The 19,273-nt window shown below is 60.1% G+C and carries 15 protein-coding genes and 1 pseudogene; 5 read left to right on the top strand and 11 right to left on the bottom strand.

The genetic code is table 11. From position 1 onward, the window contains the following. Positions 1–121: 121 nt before the first annotated feature. From ribA to H045_RS17685, 4 genes are all read left to right on the top strand, one after another. Entirely contained in the window at positions 122–739 is a 618-nt protein-coding gene (gene ribA / locus H045_RS17700; RefSeq protein ID WP_003232505.1) for a GTP cyclohydrolase II, read from the top strand. Further along, positions 736–1,155, top strand: a complete 420-nt coding sequence (locus H045_RS17695; protein ID WP_015373054.1) for a nuclear FMR1 interacting 1 family protein — start codon at positions 736–738, stop codon at positions 1,153–1,155. The genes ribA and H045_RS17695 overlap by 4 nt, the downstream gene beginning before the upstream one ends. After that, positions 1,152–1,961: a cobalamin-binding protein gene (locus tag H045_RS17690; RefSeq protein WP_015373053.1), complete on the top strand. Its 810-nt coding sequence runs from the start codon at positions 1,152–1,154 to the stop codon at positions 1,959–1,961. Before H045_RS17695 ends, H045_RS17690 begins: the two co-directional genes overlap by 4 nt. Before the next feature lie 114 nt (positions 1,962–2,075). After that, complete coding sequence (locus tag H045_RS17685; protein ID WP_015373052.1) at positions 2,076–2,426, top strand: DNA-binding transcriptional activator OsmE; 351 nt, start codon at positions 2,076–2,078, stop codon at positions 2,424–2,426. A gap of 14 nt (positions 2,427–2,440) precedes the next feature. Here the strand turns inward: H045_RS17685 and H045_RS17680 are convergent, their stop codons facing one another. The 7 genes and pseudogenes from H045_RS17680 to H045_RS17650 form a co-directional block, all read right to left on the bottom strand. Further along, a complete protein-coding gene (locus tag H045_RS17680) occupies positions 2,441–4,330 on the bottom strand; it encodes a TonB-dependent receptor domain-containing protein (protein ID WP_015373051.1) in 1,890 nt (629 codons plus the stop codon). A 141-nt stretch (positions 4,331–4,471) separates the two neighbouring features. Then, complete coding sequence (gene dxs / locus H045_RS17675) at positions 4,472–6,370, bottom strand: 1-deoxy-D-xylulose-5-phosphate synthase (protein WP_015373050.1); 1,899 nt, start codon at positions 6,368–6,370, stop codon at positions 4,472–4,474. A gap of 111 nt (positions 6,371–6,481) precedes the next feature. After that, on the bottom strand, positions 6,482–7,369 hold the full coding sequence (locus H045_RS17670; protein WP_015373049.1) for a polyprenyl synthetase family protein: 888 nt from the start codon (positions 7,367–7,369) through the stop codon (positions 6,482–6,484). Continuing rightward, entirely contained in the window at positions 7,366–7,608 is a 243-nt protein-coding gene (locus tag H045_RS17665; protein WP_003176346.1) for an exodeoxyribonuclease VII small subunit, read from the bottom strand. Before H045_RS17665 ends, H045_RS17670 begins: the two co-directional genes overlap by 4 nt. Before the next feature lie 133 nt (positions 7,609–7,741). Beyond that, positions 7,742–7,889, bottom strand: a pseudogene (locus H045_RS25545) (DUF4172 domain-containing protein); the annotation flags it as partial. A gap of 563 nt (positions 7,890–8,452) precedes the next feature. Further along, a complete protein-coding gene (locus H045_RS25540) occupies positions 8,453–9,091 on the bottom strand; it encodes a hypothetical protein (RefSeq protein ID WP_015373047.1) in 639 nt (212 codons plus the stop codon). After that, positions 9,091–13,704, bottom strand: coding sequence for an RHS repeat-associated core domain-containing protein (locus tag H045_RS17650; protein ID WP_015373046.1), 4,614 nt, complete (start codon positions 13,702–13,704; stop codon positions 9,091–9,093). The genes H045_RS25540 and H045_RS17650 overlap by 1 nt, the downstream gene beginning before the upstream one ends. 389 nt (positions 13,705–14,093) lie before the next feature. On the opposite strand from H045_RS17650, the gene H045_RS17645 reads away from it, so the two are divergent. Continuing rightward, a complete protein-coding gene (locus tag H045_RS17645) occupies positions 14,094–15,407 on the top strand; it encodes a sensor histidine kinase (RefSeq protein ID WP_041931651.1) in 1,314 nt (437 codons plus the stop codon). A gap of 42 nt (positions 15,408–15,449) precedes the next feature. Here H045_RS17645 and ycaC read toward each other — a convergent pair whose 3' ends face one another. The 4 genes from ycaC to H045_RS17620 all read right to left on the bottom strand — a co-directional run bounded on the left by ycaC (position 15,450) and on the right by H045_RS17620 (position 19,270). Next, positions 15,450–16,082, bottom strand: a complete 633-nt coding sequence (gene ycaC, locus H045_RS17640; RefSeq protein WP_003239464.1) for an isochorismate family cysteine hydrolase YcaC — start codon at positions 16,080–16,082, stop codon at positions 15,450–15,452. 748 nt (positions 16,083–16,830) lie between these two features. After that, positions 16,831–17,607, bottom strand: coding sequence for a LexA family transcriptional regulator (locus tag H045_RS17630; protein ID WP_032871308.1), 777 nt, complete (start codon positions 17,605–17,607; stop codon positions 16,831–16,833). 211 nt (positions 17,608–17,818) lie between these two features. Beyond that, a complete protein-coding gene (ppa, locus tag H045_RS17625; RefSeq protein ID WP_003237090.1) occupies positions 17,819–18,346 on the bottom strand; it encodes an inorganic diphosphatase in 528 nt (175 codons plus the stop codon). Positions 18,347–18,454: 108 nt separating this feature from the next. Next, positions 18,455–19,270: a M90 family metallopeptidase gene (locus H045_RS17620; protein ID WP_003237088.1), complete on the bottom strand. Its 816-nt coding sequence runs from the start codon at positions 19,268–19,270 to the stop codon at positions 18,455–18,457. Between the last annotated feature and the right edge of the window lie 3 nt (positions 19,271–19,273).

Genomic DNA, 19,273 nt, shown 5'->3' with positions numbered 1-19,273 from the left:
AGAACCGCGGCGAAGGCCAATCGAACCGATTGATCTTGATCAGCGCTCATTGAGCTTAAGCGTCTACCGGAACCTGCTGTACAATGCCCGCCTCTGTGAAATCTGAAATCAGGAGCACACGGTGCCCGTCGTTTTCGTCGCCGCTTCCAAGCTGCCTACCCCTTTTGCCACGTTCACCATGAACGGCTTTCTTGAAGAAGCCACCGGGCGCGAGCACGTTGTGCTGAGCCTGGGCGATATCGCTGATGGCGAGCCGGTATTGGGCCGTGTGCATTCCGAGTGCCTCACCGGCGATGCCTTGTTCAGCCAGCGTTGCGACTGCGGTTCGCAACTGGAAGCGGCACTGCAGGCCATCGCCCGCGAAGGCCGTGGCGTGTTGCTGTATCTGCGCCAGGAGGGCCGTGGCATTGGCCTGATGAACAAGATCCGCGCCTATGAGCTGCAAGATGGCGGCGCCGATACCGTTGAGGCCAACGAACGGCTGGGCTTTGCTGCCGACCAGCGTGACTATGGGATCTGCCTGCCGATGCTGGAGCACCTGGGCGTGAAATCCCTGCGCTTGATGACCAACAACCCGCGCAAGGTCAAGGCCCTCACCGAGATGGGCATCACCGTCGCCGAGCGCGTGCCGCTGCACACCGGGCACAATCCTCACAACAAGCTTTACCTGGCCACCAAGGCCAGCAAGCTCGACCACATGATGGGCAACGAGCACCAGGGCGAGGTCGACCGCGCGTGACTCGCGGCCAGGTGAAACGGCGACTGTCCGTCAACTGGTGGCAGTACCTGGCCCTGGCGTTGCTGCCGTTGTTCGTGATCAACCTGGTGTTCGGTCGCGCCCAATCCCTGCTTCCGATGCTGGCCATGCCGTTCTTCATTGCCGGCGTGGCCTCGATGTTTCTCAGCCTGCGCTATTTCAATGGCTATAAACACGCGCTGATCGCCACCTCCAAAGCCCTTGATACCCCCGAAGAACCCGCCGCCTGGATCACCCTCGCGGCTCGCCGCCGCACGGCTTTGATGGTGGCGGCGTTGCCTGCCTGGATCGGCGCATTGGCGGTATTCGTCGGCCTGGAGGCGGTGCCGTTGTTCCTGCTGGCGCTGTCGACGACGGTATTGTTCTATCTCTACCGCATCCCGCGTCAATTGGGATGAAACGCTATTGGCTGGCGCTGCTGCTGGCGTTCAGTGCCCAGGTATTGGCCGCCGAGCGGGTCGTCAGCCTGGCACCGTCACTCTCTGAAATCATGCTGGAAGTGGGCGCTGCTGATTTACTGGTGGGCGTGCTCGATGGCGGTGAGCGTCCGCCGGCGTTGGTGAACGTGCCCTCGGTCGGGCGTTACGGACAGCTGGACATGGAGCGCCTGCTGAGCCTGCAACCCGACCTGATCCTGCTGTGGCCCGGCAGCGTCGGCCCGGCCCAGCGTGAACAGCTGCAACGCCTGAAAATCCCCGTGTACGTCGCTGAACCCCACAGCCTTGAGCAACTGGCCAGTCAGGTGCAGGCCATTGCCGAGCAGGTGGGCCGGGCCGATGCAGGTCGTCAGATCGCCACCCGGCTGCGCCAGCGCTTGCTTGAATTGCGCCAGCGCTACCAGCGCGCCGAACCGGTGCGGGTGTTTTATCAGGTGTGGAATCAGCCGCTGTATACCGTGGGCGGTGGGCAGATCATCAGTGACGCGCTGGCGTTATGCGGGGCCCGCAACGTGTTCGACGACCTCACGCTGCCGGCGCCGCAGGTCAGCGTCGAGTCTGTGCTGCAGCGCAACCCCGAGGTGATCCTGGCGGGAGATGAGCGTCAACTGGACGCCTGGAAGGCCTGGCCGCAGATCGCCGCAGTGGCGCAAGGGCGCTTGCTGCGGGTGCCCGACAAAGGCCTGGAGCGGCCCAGCGGGCAAATGGTCGACGCGGTGGCCAAACTCTGCGAGTTGATTGGGCAGCAACGTGAGCCGGCGCGGTAAACCTTTTCCTACCTCCTGTTGAGATTTGTCGGTCGGGTGATTTCGGCGGCGCGACGCTAGGCTGCTGCGCGCGATGCGTACTGCATGGCGATTGTTCACTAACAGGAGGTGACCATGCGACGTTTGATCATGGGGAGTTGCGCTGCGGTTTTACTGGCCGGGTGCAGCACATTCGAAGGTATTTCTACGATCATGAATTTCAACGACCACGCTATTCCCACGAGGATCTACGCAGGGGGGGCCACGAAGCAGGACATGCTTGCGATCCAGCAGCCCAAGCGCGTTATCGCGGCGCGCACGGGTCTTTTAGAGTGCCTTGACTACCAATTGGAAAACAACGGCAAGAAACAGGACTTTTACGTCGGCATTACCGACGCGGGCCGGGTTGGTGCTTATGGCTTCATAGGCTGTGAGCAGGCAATCAAGGAAGGTTACCTGGATGTCAGCAAGGCGTCTGTCCGGTAGCGGTTGCCGGGTCGCTACAGCTGAGGTGTCCAGCTCAGGCCCAGCCTCCAGGTGCGGCCTTCTTCGCGGTAGTCCTGATTATTGGAGAAGTCTGCCGCGTTGAAGCTGTAGCGGGCACGGGCGTATTGGCGGTCCAGCAGGTTGTCGACGTTGAGCGAAACACTGACTTCCCGCGTGACCGCCCACCTGCTGCGCAACCCGAGCAGCGCATAGCCGCCCAGGCGGTTCTGATTGTTTTGAGCGTCGTAGCTGTTGCTGATCGCCTGCCAACTGGCGCCCAAGCCCAATGTGTCAAATTGCCGGTCCAGATCCAGGCTCAACGTGCGGCGCGCACGTCGGGCCAGGGTGTGGCCGGTATCGCGATCACGCGGGTCGATGATTGAGACGCCCAGGTTGCCCTGCCAACCGAACAATTCCTGCTTGAGCGTCGCTTCAACGCCATTGATGCGGGCCGAAGCGACATTTTGCGGCTTGCTGGTGCTGTCCAGAATGATTGCATCGCTCAAGTCCGTGCGGTACAGCGACGCTTCCAGACGGGTCTGGTCAGTCAGTTGGCTGCGCCATTGCAGCTCGTAGCTCTTTGAGGTTTCGGGCAGCAGGTTGGGGTTGCTGTACTGCGTGTATGGGTAGTAGAGGTCGTTGAAGGTCGGCGCGCGGAAGCCTTCGCTGTAGCTCAAGAGCAGCTCGTTGTCGGGATTGATCGGTAGGCTGAGGGTCCCGCTCCAGCTGTTCTGGCTGCCGAACTGCTGGTTCCGGTCGCGGCGCAGGCCCAGCTCGGTGGAAAACCACTCGCCGTGAAAACGATGCTGCACAAAGGCCGCGCGGTTCCAGCGGCTGTTTTCGCTGAAGGTGGTGGAGCCGTGGAAGCGGTCTTCGTACCAGTCGCCACCGAGGATCAGGCTGTTGCGGTCGTCCAGCGTCAGGTCGTTCTGCCAGTTGACCGAGTCGCGGTAGGTGTTGAACACGCTGAAGTCATCACTGAGCGTATCGCGCTTGGTGTCGCGGTTTTCGCTGTGGCCCAGCTCCAGGCGTGATTGCCAGCCCTCGCTGAGCCTGGCATCCACGTAGCCGCTGGCGCTGCTCACGGTGTAATCGGTGTAGGGCTTTTGCCCGACGCTCTGGCTGGTGGCGACGTCATAGCGGCCGAAGCTGTTGTCGTATTCCGACTTGCCACGGTTGTCCAACAGGTTGAAACCCGCCGCCCATTCATCGCTGAACGAATGGCTGAGATTCAGGCTGATGGACTGGTTGCGGTAGGCGTCGCGGTCGCCGTCGCTGGGGAACGACGCGTGAGTTGAGTCGATGCCGGCGGTGTCATCCAGGCTCGCGCCGAGGTTGAAGCGCGTACGCTCATCGCCACCGGACAGGCCGAGGCTGCGCTCCCAGGTCTGATGGCTGCCAACGCCCAGCGTCAGGCGCGGTTGCAACCCTTGTTCGGCATTACGCCGGGTAAACACCTGGATAACCCCACCCATCGCATCGCTGCCGTAGATCACCGAGCGTGAGCCGCGCAGCACTTCCACCCGTTCAATCTGGTCGACGTTCAGGTACTGCAGGCCACTGTCGCCCGACGTGGCGTTGGCAATGCGCTGACCGTCCACCAGCACCAGGCTTTGCGCGGACGTCGTGCCACGCAGATAGACTCCCGGCAAACTGCCACGGCCTCCAGTGGGAGCGATTTGCACGCCCGGAACGCGCTTGAGCAGATCGGTGAGGCTGGTGGGTTGCAGGCGGTCGATGTCGTCGCGGGTGAATACGGTGTTGGCGGCGCTGCTGTCGTTGCGGGCCTGCACTTGGCGGTTGGCGCTGATCACCACGTCGGGAAGATTGAGGGCATCGTCACGGCTGGCGGCGAGCAGGTCCGAGGCAGGCAGCAGCAGCAGGGCAAGGCGAAGATGTTTCATGGCTGTCCGTAGCATTGAAAGTTGACTCAAAACCAATGTGGGAGGGGGCTTGCTCCCGATTGCGGTGGGTCAGTTACAGATACTGAGACTGACACACTGCAATCGGGGGCAAGCCCCCTCCCACATTTTTGATCCCTGTTTTTACAGGGAGAGCAGCGCCATGCGCGCGCGAACCGATGTCTCGATGCCAGCCTCATCCAGCCCGCATTCCGCCAGCATCTGCGCCGGCTTGGCATGTTCCACGTACACATCCGGCAAGCCCAGGTGCAGCACCGACTTGAGAATATTCTCCCGCGCCAGGAACTCGCTCACCGCCGCACCGGCACCGCCCATGATGGCGTTTTCTTCGACGGTCACCAGCAGCTCATGGCTGCCGGCAATCTCGCGCACCAAGGCTTCATCCAGGGGTTTGACGAAACGCATGTCGACCACGGTGGCGTCGATCTTCTCTGCCACTTTGAGCGCTTCGGCCAGTTGCACGCCGAATACTAGGAACGCGACGTTGCTGCCTTGGCGGCGCACGATGCCCTTGCCGATCTCGATGGGCTCCAGGTCTTTTTCGATCACTGCATTCGGGCCGGTGCCGCGCGGGTAGCGCACGGCGGCGGGGCCGTTGTACAGGTGGCCGGTGCTGAGCATCTTGCGCAGTTCGTTCTCGTCGCTCGGTGTCATCACCAGCATGCCGGGGATGCAGCGCAGGTAGGACAGGTCGAAACTGCCGGCGTGGGTCGGGCCGTCTTCGCCCACCAGGCCCGCGCGATCGATGGCAAACAGCACGTCGAGGTTCTGCACCGCCACGTCGTGAACCAACTGATCATAACCGCGCTGCAGGAATGTGGAGTAGATCGCCACAACCGGCTTGGCACCTTCACAGGCCATGCCGGCGGCAAAGGTCACCGCGTGTTGCTCGGCAATTGCCACGTCGAAGTAGCGCAGCGGGAAACGCTCGCTGAACGCCACCAGGTCGGAGCCTTCCTTCATCGCCGGGGTAACCCCTACCAGGCGTGGGTCGGCGGCGGCCATGTCGCACAGCCATTCGCCAAACACCCCGGAATACTTGGGCCCGCTGGCTTTTTTCGGCGCGGCGGCAGGGGCGTCCAGGGGGTCGAGCTTGGTGATGGCGTGATAGCCGATCGGGTCGACCTCCGCCGGCGCGAAGCCTTTGCCCTTCTTGGTGACGATATGCAGGAACTGTGGGCCCTTGAGGTCGCGCATGTTGCGCAACGTGGCAATCAGGGTCGGCAGGTCATGGCCGTCGATGGGGCCGATGTAGTTCCAGCCCAACTCTTCGAACAGCGTGCCGGGCACCAGCATGCCCTTGGCATATTCTTCGGTGCGGCGGGCAATTTCCCACGCGCCGGGCAGACGCGAGAGCACCTTCTTGCTGCCCTCGCGCATGCTGGCGTAGGTGCGGCTGGAGAGGATTTTTGCCAGGTAATTGGACAGGCCGCCGACGTTGCGCGAGATCGACATGTCGTTGTCGTTGAGGATCACCAACATGTTGGCGTCCACTTCCGGCGCATGGTTGAGCGCTTCGAACGCCATGCCGGCGGTCAGCGCGCCGTCACCGATCACCGCAATCGCCTTGCGCTCGCTGCCTTGCAGACGGGCGGCAATCGCCATGCCCAGCGCGGCACTGATGGAGGTGCTGGAGTGGCCGACCCCAAAGGTGTCGTACTCGCTCTCGGCGCGACGCGGGAAGGCGGCGATGCCGTCCTTCTGGCGCAGGCTGTTCATGCGCTCGCGGCGGCCGGTGAGGATTTTATGCGGGTACGCCTGGTGGCCCACGTCCCACACCAGCCGGTCATCCGGGGTGTCGAAGACGTAGTGCAGCGCGATAGTCAGCTCGATGACGCCCAAGCCGGCGCCGAAATGCCCACCGGTCTGGCCGACCGTGTAGAGCAATTCCAGGCGCAGTTCATCGGCCAGGGTTTCCAGCTCGGCTTCAGCCAGTCGACGCAGGCCGTCCGGCGTGGCGGCACGGTCGAGCAGCGGCGTGGACGGGCGTATGCGGGGAATCTCTTGAAACGTCGTGGGCATCAGGCGAATCGTTATAGGTATAGAAGAGGCGGCAGTTTACCTCAAGCATCGCAAACTGCCCACGCGGAGCGCCGAAGTTGGCCGATAGGCGGTGCAAATGGCCGCCGTTGATCAGTGGCGACGTTCGACGATATACCGCGCCAGGTCGCGCAAGGGCGCGGCTGCCGCGTCGAAAGGTTGCAGGGCTGCCAGGGCCTGATCGCGCAGCTCCAGGGCGTACGTCTTGGCCGCATCGAGCCCGAGCAGCGCAGGATAAGTCGGTTTGTCCCGTGCGATATCGGCGCCCTGGCGTTTGCCGAGGGTGGCGGTATCACTTTCCACGTCGAGAATGTCGTCCTGCACCTGGAAGGCCAGGCCGATGGCCCGCGAGTAGGTTTGCAGCGCCGCCAGTTGTGCGGGCTCGGCGCGCCCGCTAGCCAGGGCGCCGAGGTGCACCGCCGCCTCGATCAGCGCGCCGGTCTTGTGGCGATGCATGTGTTCCAGCGCAGCCTGGTCCAGCTTGAGGCTGACCGAGCCCATGTCGATGGCCTGCCCGCCGACCATCCCCGCCGGGCCTGCCGCCAGCGCCAGGGCGGTGACCATGTGCAGGCGCGTCGACGCATCGACGCAGCTCAGCGCCGGGTCCAGCAATGCGCTGAACGCCAAGCTCTGCAGACCGTCACCGGCGAGAATCGCATAGGCTTCATCAAAGGCTTTGTGGGTGGTCGGCTGGCCGCGACGCAGATCGTCGTCGTCCATCGCCGGCAAATCGTCGTGCACCAGGGAGTAGGCGTGAATCAGCTCCACCGCACAGGCCGCGCCGTTGGCCTGCTCGGCCGGCGCGCCCAGTGCCTCGCACGCGGCATAGGCCAGCAACGGACGCACACGCTTGCCGCCGTTCATCACGCTGTAGCGCATGGCGTCATAAAGACGGTTGAGTTCAGGGCCCGGCGCAACAAACAAGGGCGCAAGCGCCGCATTGACTCGGGCTTGGCTACTGGCCTGGTACGCATCGATCATTCGGGTTGTTCCGCATCGAAAGGTTCTTCGGCCAACTCCCCGTCACGTTCCAGCAACACCTGCACCTTCTGCTCAGCCTGCGCCAGCGCGCTCTGGCAATCACGGGTCAGGCCGATGCCTTGCTCAAACGCCGTCAACGAGTCCTCCAGCGACAACTCGCCGTTCTCCAGACGCTCGACCAGAGTTTGCAGGTCGGCGAGGGATTGTTCGAAATCGAGTGCAACTTTTTTGCGGGCCATGGCGGCTATTCCGGTAGACGGTAAACCGGCGCGACACTAGCAGACATGGGGATTGTGGGCAAATGAGCGGGGCATCACTCGTCTACTGTATTGACCTGATAACGCGTGTGGTGGCGGCTTACCAGGCCGTCTGTCGCCGTGCCAGTGACGAGCGCACCGAGCCGATATTCGACTGTTCACCCTCAATCGCCGAGCATGCTCAACAGCTTGTCTCGGGCTTGTCCACACTCGCGCAGCAACGCCGCGGGGCGACCGGGTTGCCAGCGGAAGTGCGGCCAGATTCAGTGCGGATGAGCCATGGTGGAATGCCTAGGGTGCGTGAGCCGAATAAAAAGGTTATTCGGCTCATTTGGTGAGCTGATTGTGCTTCGGATTCGGCCCGGGATCTAATTTGAGGGAGGATTCTGGGGGCTTCTTCTAGTTGTTAGAGATTACGCAATATGCCTCGTCAAAAACCGCATCACCCACAATAATTATCTCATCGTCGGCGACTTTTATGATTTTCCTGAGCCGTCGTGAGGTTGCCAAGTCCGGGAGGTTGTCCGCGAACTTAATGCTTTTGTGCAGTTTGTTCCAGGCAATTGCTTCCTGAAAAGCTATGTTTTCATTAATTTTTCTGACAAAGGAATCGTGGTCATTTGTGGGTAGAGTATCAAAGTTAATTTTCTGGGAGCTCAGCTCCGTAACTAGCTCGTCATCGAAATAGCTCATTTTTTGCGAGCGTTCCAAACGGGCCATAACGGTAATTAGCGGTTTGCCCATTAGGACCATTAATCAGTGTTTCATAGCGTTGGGTAGTCGCTCAAATTTGGATTTTTGGTCTGGAGAGGTTGTTGAATTTTAGTCATATCTTTTCAACGCTGTATCTGTCTGCGGTCACTGTAAAAATAATCTCTTTGCTGATGGCTGCCTTGAAGCAGTAACTTTCCGTATTTTGCAGAGGGGTAATGCATTTTGCGTCTTGCGAAAGGGTAAGGTGTTCTTCTTTAAAAAGGCCGTCTGTTTCAACTCCAATCGCACTATTGCTTTTGAATGCTATGGGGTTGTGAAAGGTAATTAGTAGAAATTCATCTTGCTGGTTGGTAAAAACCACCAGTAATTCGTTATGCTTGCACGTTACTTGTTGAATGGTTCCTTTCGAAACTTCAAGTGCTTTTGTTTCAGGTGTTTTCCCGTTCAAGGGTTGATCGGGTTTCCAGAATTTCAGATCGGAAAAGTGTCTCTCTATATCATCCAGCTCATCATCGCCGAGAGAGTCATCAAAGTGTTGAGAAATTATCGTGCGTACCTTTGACAATCGCTGGGTAACGGCGCAATCATCGATAAAGTCAGTGGTCGCTTTGCGATATTCTTCCAGGGCGCCAGGCTTTTCAGCATAAAAGCTGCCCATTTTATGTAGGGATATTAGTATGTATTCAATTTCTTTGAGAACATCGAGTGCTTCTTTTCCGGTAAGAACTATTTTTTGATTTTGCTCTAGCATTACTTTCTCCTTGTAAAGGTAGGGTTATTTAATGTCAGGTTACCTTTTATGGTTAGCTCCATGGTGCTGTACCTAGGGTTTTTTACCAGTTCTAGTTGTGACTTATGTACGTCCGTCTCAATGTAATCTCGGCCTTTGCTTTTGTCGATCTGATATTTTTCCTGTGCGTCTCTAGGACTTAGCACTTTGCTCTTTGCAGGTTCGAGATAGACTCTGTTGTTGTCTTGGGCCAATATCACTCCTGTTTTTTCAATGCCTTTTGAGCCTGCTCTGCTAGTGTAATGCCGTACTCTAACGATGGTTTCTTGTTTTGACGCGTGAGCGGGGAGGGTTGGCTCGCCATTGTCAGCCTTTGTGTGCTTTGTTGGGCTCTCAGCGTTGTGTGATGGCTTACATCCATCGCCACCTGGGCAGACGCTCAGTCCCAGAGGATCCACCCACCCGGTAGGATTGGGCACGTACTGGTAAGCATTGATCCCGCCCGCCAGCTTCACCGGATCCGGCGTCAGATAGCGTCCAACATCCGGATTGTAGTAGCGATGTCGGTTGTAGTGCAGGCCGCTTTCCTGATCGAAGTATTGACCCTGAAAGCGCAGCGGGTTTTCGATTTTGTCGACGTCGAGGCGGCTGATGTGGCCGTAGGCGCGGTAGTGGGCGGACCAGACGATTTCGCCGTCTGGGGCGGTCAGTTCCTGTGGCGTGCCGAGGTGGTCGAGTTGGTAGTGGTAGGGGCTGGTGGCGTCGGGGCCGAAGCCTTCCAGCAGCGCTAAAGGGCGGAAGCTTTCGGGTTCGTAGAGGTAGCTGCGGTGGCGGTCGGCGTGGTGTTCGGCGATCAGTTTGTCGCCTTGCCAGAAAAACTCCGTGGTTTTGTCATCCACGGTTTTGCTGATGCGCCGGCCAAAAGGGTCGTAGCGGTAATGGGCGATTTGGCCGTTGGGTTTCTTGACGGCGATCAGGCGGTGCTGGCAGTCGTAGCGGTATTCGCTGACCAGTGCGTGGCCTTTGCCTCGGCGTTCGCGGATCTGGTTGCCGAAGGCGTCGTAGTCGTAATGCCGGTCGCCCTGGATCATCAGGCGATTGCCAGCGACGATGTCCGGGCCGGGGCGGTCGTGCATCAGCAGGTTGCCGGCCGGGTTGTGGCCGAAGCGTTCCTGTAAGTCCTGCGAGTGATCGGCGCGGGTCAGGCGGTGAAGCGGGTCGTAGGCGTAGTGATGTTCGCCTTTGCGCGTATCGAGAATGCGGGCGAGGTTGCCGGATTTGTCGTAGTCGTATTGGCGGCGGTAGTAGCGGTTTTCCTGTTGCGTGATGGCGTGGGCGTGGAGGCGGTGTTGGTCGTCGTAGTGGTAATGGCTGAGCAGTTGGCCTTGCTGTCGTTGCTGCTCCTTGCCCGCTTTGAATAGATGCGAGGTGAGCACTTCACCGTTGAGTTCGACGGTGCCAAGGTGGCCACCTTTATCGTGGTTAAACGTGACGCGGTTGTTGTCCGGCAGGCGCAGGTGCTGCAGTTGACCGCAGGCGTCATAGCCATAACGCAAGGTGCCCCAGCCTTGATGCTCGGCGGTGAGGCGGTTTTGTCGATCGTATTCGTAGGCCAGCGCCCAGTGGCCGTCTTCGACGCTGAGGAGATTGCCCTGGCGGTCGTAGGCGTAATCCACCTTATTGCCATCAGGCAGGGTTTTTCTGACAAGGCGCCCGGCAGCGTCTCGCTCATAGCGGGTGATGAGCTGACTGCCATCGTCGCCATGTTCGGTCTTTTCCTGCAGGTTGCCGTTGAGGTCATAAACGTAGGCGGTGCGCTGGCCGTCAAAGCCGATTTCCTGCTGGATCAACCCGTTGGGATGGTAGGCAAGCCGGTAGGTCTCGCCGACCTCGTTTTCAATCTCAGTCAGCAATAACCGCGCGTTGTCGTAGCGGTACTGGACCTGCGTGCCGTCGGCATTGAGTCGCCGACTGATCAAGTGCAGCCCGTCGGCATACTCGTAGCGCGTAACGTTGCCCAGTTCATCGCGTTCGGCGGTGATTTTTCCGTAGGCGTTGTAGCTGTATTCCCGCGTCGCACCGCCCGGCAATATCAGGCGAACCAAACGGCCCACGCTGTCCCATTGATACTGGGTCAGCGCCCCATGCTCATCCTCGCGGGCAATCTGCCGCCCCAGGTCGTCATAGCGATAGCGCCTGATCCCGCCATTGGGCAACTGCTCCTCAAGCAGTTGCCCGCGCTCATTCCACACCAGCCGCTGACAGCTGTGATCGGGATACCACACCCCAATCAGTTGCCCGTATTTGTTGTAGCTGTAGTCGGTGACATGGCCGTCCGGATCGGTCTTGCGCGTTACGTCGCCTTGTTCATTACGCTCGTATTTCCAAACCGCCTCACCCCGGCGCACCACTCGTACGAACCCGTTGTCATGCTCGTAGGACGTCGGCTCATCGTCCCCGGGAAACAGCGCCACCAACCGCCCTGCGTCGTCGTACTGATACGCCGTCACCGCGCCCAGCGGGTCCTGCTCAACCGTCAGCCGGCCCTTTGCGTCGTAGGATTTGAAGTGTTGAGCGCCATCCGGATCCACCCGCTGCACCAGGCGTGCCCGCTGATCGTGGACGTACACTTCCTGGCTGCCATCGGCGTTATGCACGGTGACGCGCCCGTCATCGCCCCACACATAGCGCGTGTCCATCTGCGCAAAACTGGCCCAGTGACGCACACAGCGCGCCGCCTTGCCGGACCGTTCCCACGCCCAGAAGAAACGCGCGCCACCGGCCAGCCCACGTTCCAGAATCACGTGCTGCTCGTCGTACCGGTAAACCTCGCATTCACCTACGGCATTGGTCGCCGACACCAGTCGGCCCGCGTCGTCGTAGGCGTAGGACACAACCGTCTGCTCAGTCACCCACTCGTAAGGCTCACGGCCCTTGGCGCGATGAACCTGATAGTCCACCGCGCCAATCCGGCCCTGCGCATAGCGCAACCACAGCGAGCGCCCGGCGCCATTGTCCAGCCGCTCAATGCGCCCCAGCACATCACGGGAAATGCGCAGCCGGTTGTCGTACGCATCGCTGATCGCCACCAGCACGCCATCGCGAAAGTGATAAAACCGCGACGCCTGGGCCAGCACCAGCTCATCCGGCAAGTCCCCCAAAAAGATCGCCGCTTCCGCCAGGCTGTTGGTGATCGCCGGGCGAGCAATCGTCGGCAAGGGCAGGGCGGTCGAGCGATTCTCATGGTCCGTCCACACCACCGAATCGCCCGCCACCACCAGGCGCTGCGCCAAGGCATGGCTCCAGCCAAACCCCAGCCCGACATCGATTTCCACCGCACTGGTGCGATACACACGCGTCCACTCGAATGGCAAAATCCCATCCAGGGTGCCGTCGGTGAGGGTGAGCAATTCTTCACCGGTGACCATCGACACCGGGCAGCCATTGGTCACGGTCTTGTCCGCAGACGCAGAAGCATCCCCCGCCGGGTTCTTCGCCGAAACCGGCACGTCATCCACGGCCTCTTTCTGCCTCAACACGGCGTTCTGCCGCGCCCGCCAGCGCATCTGCAGCGTGCCTTGCCTTAACCCGCCAACCACACCGCGAATCGCCACCGCCTTGTAACGATCCACCGCCCGCATGAACGTGCTCAGAATCGCCAGTACGTGCTTAACAAAGCCAACCGCCGCATCAAGAATCTGCCCGCCGTACTTGACTAGCCGCCCACTCAAATACGCCACACCCGCCGCAGGCAAGGCGAGGGTCAGTACCGCGCCGATCACCAGATCGATCAGCAACGACACCACAAACCCCGCCGCAACTTCGGCCATCTGGCCGGGCGGCAATGCGTCCAGCCACAGCATCGCTGTACGCACCAAGAGAAACAGCGCCGCCTCATCACTGGCCAGCAGCATTGCCTGTTCCATGACTTTGGGCGCATCGGTGGCGAGCTGCGCCAGGCGGGTCGCTTGCGCACCGAGCTGTTCGACGTACTTCAGCGGGTCTTCAAGAATGGCCTGCACCCGCTTGATGCCGTCCCATGCCTCGCGGATCGCCGCCCAACTACCGGCCAGCACACCGCTGCCAATCGCACTGGCCGTGGATTGCTGCCAATAAGGCTGGAAGCCTTCCCACTGCTTGCGCAGCCATTGCTCCAGGTCCGCCGTCAGCCCGGCGTAGGAAGCGAACAACGCATCCACCTGTTGCGCCGAAACACCGCCCTGCACCCGCACCTGATAACGCCCGCCCGCCGCGCAAACATGTGATCCCTTGCCGTGCTCATCCAGCTGAATCAACGTGGAACTGCCGTCATCCAGCCCGATCACTTCAACCGCAATGTCGCCAATCGGCACGTCATATACCGACTCGAACGTGCTCTCGATCTTCAGCACGCCGCCCGCAGGGCAGCGGGCCACGGTGGAAAAGTCGGCGTCGGAAATGCTTACGGAGCGTTGGGTGTCACCCACCCGCACCACCCGGTCCATCCCCAGCAACGACGGCATGTCCAATCCATCGCTCATCGAATCCAGCGCGCGCGCGTACCAGGCGCCCATCTGCTGGCGATAAATCCCCAGGCTTTGATGAAAGCCATTGAGCTCATGTTCGATAAAGGCGATGTGGGCAGCGTGGGTCATCCGTGACGTCTCGGCAGGGGTCAAGGCGTCGGATTCTGCCCCGGCGAAATAGGGCTGGATGAGCGGTTCGCAAAATCAGAATGGGCTTACGACAGCAGCGCAAAAGTCAGCGGTAACTCATGCTGAACGGCTACTTCAGATAGCGATCTTGCTCATTCACTGGCATCACCACCGCAGTGCCGAACGGGAGTCAAGGAACGATTGCCGGAGGGGTGCCTCTAACCACCGCAGCGCATGCCTGCGGGTATGCGCTGAGGCGTAAGGAAAACAGCGACCAGTCGCTGCTGCTACCAAGAGACAGACGGGCACAAGATTTCCTTTGTTTACCTTGCCGGGCCGCAATGCCCCGCGCATCCTTTTCTTTCACGGACTGATCGCGACGTATGCAGATGCCTCATCTTCCTGCCCCGCCTCCTGCCAACGAGCATGAGCGCATCCAGTCCCTGGAGCACCTGGGCATTCTGGACAGCGTGCCTGAGCAAGGTTTCGACGACATTGTGTTGTTGGCGACGGGCCTGTGCGATGTGCCGATTGCACTGGTCTCGCTGGTGGATAGCGAGCGTCAGTGGTTCAAGGCCTGCGTCGGCCTGGACGTGCGCGAGACCCATCGTGACCTGGCGTTCTGCGCCCATGCCATCCTGGCGCCCGATGAGGTGCTGGTGGTGGAAGATGCTCAGAGTGACCCGCGTTTCGAGCACAGCGCTCTGGTGCTGGGCCCACCGTATATCCGTTTTTACGCAGGCGCCCCGATCCGTGATGACCGAGGTTTTGCCCTGGGCACCGTCTGCGTCATCGATACGCGCCCGCGCACGCTGACCGTGGTGCAACACAACGCGCTGCAGGCCTTGGCCCGTCAAACAGCCTCGTTGCTGCAATTGCGCGTGCTCAGCGAACAACGCGAACAACGCGCGCGCAGCCTGGAAAGGGAACTCGCCCAGGCGCAAGCGCTGGGCCGCGAGGCCGAACAGTTTCTTCATCATGCCAAGCGCGTTTCGTCTCTGGGCATGGTGGCCGCCAGCATCGCCCATGACTTTAATAACTTGCTCCAGGCCCTGAGCGCCAGCCTGCAAATGATCCGCCTGCGTGCACGCAGGCCGGCGGATGTCGAACGCTTCAGCGATGCCGGCATGCAAGCGGTGGATCAAGGCCGATTGCTGGTCAACCACCTGCTGACCAGCGTGCGCCACGACAGCCCCAACCTGATGTGCATCGACGTGAACGAGCGTCTGGAGAGCATGCGCGACGTGCTGTTGCGCACCGCTTCGGACGGTGTCGAGTTTTCAATGGCATTGGCGGCGCCGGGCACCGGCGTATTGTGCGAAGAAGCGCAGTTGAGCGCGGCGGTTATCAACCTGCTGACCAACGCCCGGGACGCTTTGGGCGGCAAAGGCCGTATCCACATCACTTCGCGTCTGGTCAGCTTGACCCAGGACGAAGCACTGGCCGCGGGCAACTATCTGCTGCTCAGCGTCAGCGACAACGGCCCGGGCATCCCTGAAACCCTCGCCGCGCAGATTTTTGAGCCCTTTTTCACCACCAAGTCCGCCGGCAAAGGCACCGGGCTGGGGCTGTCCCAAGTGATGGAATTCGCGCAGCGCGCGGGTGGCACGGTGAAAGTCCAGACGGGATTGGGCGAGGGCACCACCATGAATCTGTATATGCGGGCTCTGGGGCGTATCGATCCCAATTTGCTTGTCGATTGAGACGTGAAAAAGCCTGCTTTAAGGGCAGGCCTTGCGGATCACTTACTTCTGCTGGGCTGTCAGCGCCGCGTAACCATTCATCAAGTTGCGATAGTTGGGAATGCGCTGGGACAACAGATTCCCCAGGCCTTCGATATCGTTGCGCCAGTCGCGGTGCAGCTCACACGCCACCGAGAACCAGTTCATCAATTGCGCACCGGCCTGTGTCATCCGGCTCCAGGCCGCTTGCTGTACAGTGGTATTGAAAGTGCCCGACGCATCCGTCACCACAAACACCTCAAACCCTTCTGCCAGCGCCGACAGAGTCGGGAATGCCACGCACACATCCGTGACCACACCGGCAATGATGATCTGCTTGCGGCCGGTGGCTTTGATTGCCTTGACGAAGTCTTCGTTGTCCCACGCGTTGATCTGACCAGGGCGTGCGATGTACGGCGCATCCGGGAACATCTCTTTCAACTCCGGCACCAGCGGGCCGTTGGGGCCTTGCTCGAAGCTGGTGGTGAGGATGGTCGGCAGGTTGAAGAACTTGGCAAGGTCGGCCAGGGCCAGCACGTTGTTCTTGAACTCGTTGGGGGAGAAGTCCTGCACCAGCGAGATGAGGCCGGTCTGGTGGTCGACCAGCAGAACGATGGCGTCGTCTTTGTTCAAGCGGCTGTAGGTTGGAGTGCTCATGGTTGAAGTCCTTTTTGGTTGGTTGGATGTTTTGTTCAACATGGGCATAGGTTAAAGCGCGGGGGTTGGGGGATAAATCGGTTGTCGGGAGTCTTACTGTCAACTTAAAGGAGACAGTAAGGGGTGGCAGCTTCTTCGCGTATTGAATAGCCGGCAGGTCCGATTCCTTTCATTTGCAGGACGTTTCCTAGAGAATCCCAGCGGCTTGCGCCAGTGAAATCCCGCGACTAGGCTGCGGTCCGTCACTGCATATTCAGTGATCGGGTTTAGTCGCCCGGATTCGATTGGCGCATAAGCAACTCATGAGTCAGGCACCCCTTCGCCTGCATCTTATGGCAGCTGTGCGCTTTGAAGATGCCTGGGTGCGGGTAGCCGAGCTGCTGCACTGTGCGGTGGCGACTTCGCAGGTGCTCGCAGAGCCGGTAGCTGCGCCGCAGAGGGCGGTGATGCATCTGGTGGGCATGGCGAAGATGGTGGCGGAGCGGGCTGTGGAGTGCATGCGGCCGGCTTGACGCAACGGTTGGAGCGAGATTTTTACAGGCATTAAAAAGCCGGCTTGTGGCCGGCTTCTCGCTGACTGCTTCGGCTTGCTTCTGACAAACCTCACCAGCCTTCAAATCGCTCAGCCCACATCACGTCGGGCTGAATAGTAGGGGCATCCGCGGGAACTCCTCCGCATCGCCTGGCAGGATAGATAGCTCAAAGCCACCCCCTGCCAAATGTGCCGCGGATGATACCCACATTCACCTCAATTGCCCACCTCCGGATCCGATTTAGAGCCTTCCCAGCCCAATAAGTGATCGTCCAGCGGTACCGGCGGGCGGCGGTTATTCAAGGTGGACCACCAGAACACCCACCCCACGATCAGGAAGTTTTGTTCGAAGCGCTCATCGTAGGTGAGGTATTCATCGGGGTGTTCGGTGGCGTTGTGGCTACGCATCCGTAATCCGCCACCGGGACGGTTGTAGAGGTATTTGATGCGCAGCATGCCGTCATGCTCGACGGCGTAGATTTCGCCGTCGATGATTTGTGTACGGCCTCGGTCGATGGCGAGGGTGGCGCCTTGCTGGATGATGTCGATCATGCTGTTATCGACCATGTAGGCGCCTACCGCGCGGTCGGGGCTTACGTTGAGGGTATCAAGGGTGTGCAGGGAGACGCGGATTCGCTCGGTGGAGGTGAACGTGGGGTGGAGAGGGAGCTCCACGTCGAGCTTTTCCGGGAGGCAGGCTGGGCCTGTGAGGTATTTGCCGCTTTCCTCGCGGACGTAGGTGAGTCCTTTCGTGGTTCCCGGGCCTTCGAGCAGGAAGTTGGCCGGTGGGTGTTTGGGGCCCAGGCCAGTGCGCAGCCAACGGCTGGAGACGCATAACAGCTCTGCGATCTCGTTGAGCCGGCCCATGGGTACGCCGCGTTTGAACCAGTTGTTCACGTGCTGGGGCGTGACACCACGGTTCTTGGCGAAGTCTGAGGCGGAAAGATGAACTTCCCTTAATAGTGCTTTTAAACGATCACCTGATGTATTCATAAACGCAGAGTTTACTGGCCGGGAAAACTAATCAAATAAACCATGCGTTGATTTGCGCGTGTAGGCTTTTGCTTAGTTGTGGCCTGATTTTTCAACTTCAGCGAACTTCTAAACTCTGATTGTTGTTAGTTGAACTTGGCGTTTAGTTACGCTCATAAAAAAGCCCCGAGTGATCGGGGCTTTTTTATGTTCGAGTGCAAGCAAGCGGGGATCAGCCTTTGTAGGCAGCCACCGACTTCATGATCTCTGCGCGGGCGGCATCTGCATTGCCCCAGCCTTCGATCTTCACCCATTTGCCTTTTTCGAGGTCTTTGTAGTTCTCGAAGAAGTGTTTGATTTGCTCCAGCAACAGAGGCGGCAGGTCGGTGTATTCCTTCACGTCCACGTACAGCTGGGACAGCTTGTCGTGTGGCACTGCGATGACTTTGGCATCGCCGCCGCCGTCGTCGGTCATGTTCAGGATGCCGACCGGGCGGGCGCGGATAACCGAGCCCGGGGTCACCGGGTAAGGGGTCACGACCAGCACGTCGAGGGGGTCACCGTCGTCGGCCAGGGTGTTGGGGATGAAACCGTAGTTGGCCGGGTAGAACATCGGGGTGGCCATGAAACGGTCAACGAACAGGCAATCGCTGTCTTTGTCGATTTCGTATTTGATCGGCGCGTGGTTGGCCGGAATTTCGATGGCGACGTAGATGTCGTTCGGCAGGTCTTTGCCAGCCGGAATCTTGCTGTAGCTCATTGGGCGTTGCCCCCGTAGTTGGCCATTGAACATGGCCGGATTGGCCTAAAAGTGGCGGCGATTATAGGCATATTCTGACGACGATGCCATGCGCCAGACGTCGTACGGTCATTCAACCGGCGGCTGGTAGCGCGGGTCGTGGGCTTGCAGCTGGTGCAGGCGGGCCAGGGGATCCTGGCGATAAAAGCGGCTGAGTTGGGCGTACACCTGTGGATAACTGTCGACCAGCAAATCCGGGGCACTGAAAAAATATTCGCTGGTGACGGCAAAAAATTCCGCCGGGTTTTCTGCCGCGTAGGGGTCGATGAGCGTCTCGACGTCGGGGTCGGCATCCAGTTGGCGATTGAGGTCATCAAAGGCGTCTTGCATCACGCTCGCCCATTCCTGCACGCGCATGTCGCTGTGCAGTGGCGGCAGGCCGTTGGCATCGCCGGTGAGCATATCCAGCTTGTGGGCGAGCTCGTGGATCACCAGGTTATAGCCTTCCCAATTGCCGCTGGCCAGCACCCCGGGCCAGGCGAGAATCACCGGGCCCTGTTGCCAGGCTTCACCGCTGTGTTCGCCGTCCCACTCGTGCTCCACGCCGCTGGCATCGCGATGGCGCTGGGGGCTGAGGAAGTCGTCGGGGTACAGCACGATTTCATGAAAGCCTTGATACCAGTCCAGATCGCCCAGGTTCATCAGCGGTAATTGCGCTTGGGCGGCGAGCAGCAGGCGTTGTTCCTGGTGCAGGTCGACGCCGGGCAGGGCGGTGAGGTGTTTGTCGGCAAGAAAGATGATGCAGGCTTCGCGCAGCCACTGATCCTGCTCGGGCGTGAGGCCGTCGAGGAAGGTCAGGTGGCTGCGTACCCGCTGCCAGGTGTCATCGGCAATCGGGTGCCGGGCCAGCAGGCGCCGGCGACGCCAGGCGCTGAGGGACCACATACT

This window comes from Pseudomonas poae RE*1-1-14, from assembly GCF_000336465.1.
In the GTDB taxonomy this organism is placed as follows: Bacteria; Pseudomonadota; Gammaproteobacteria; order Pseudomonadales; family Pseudomonadaceae; genus Aquipseudomonas; species Aquipseudomonas poae.
This window is presented reverse-complemented; position numbering and strand designations above follow the sequence as displayed.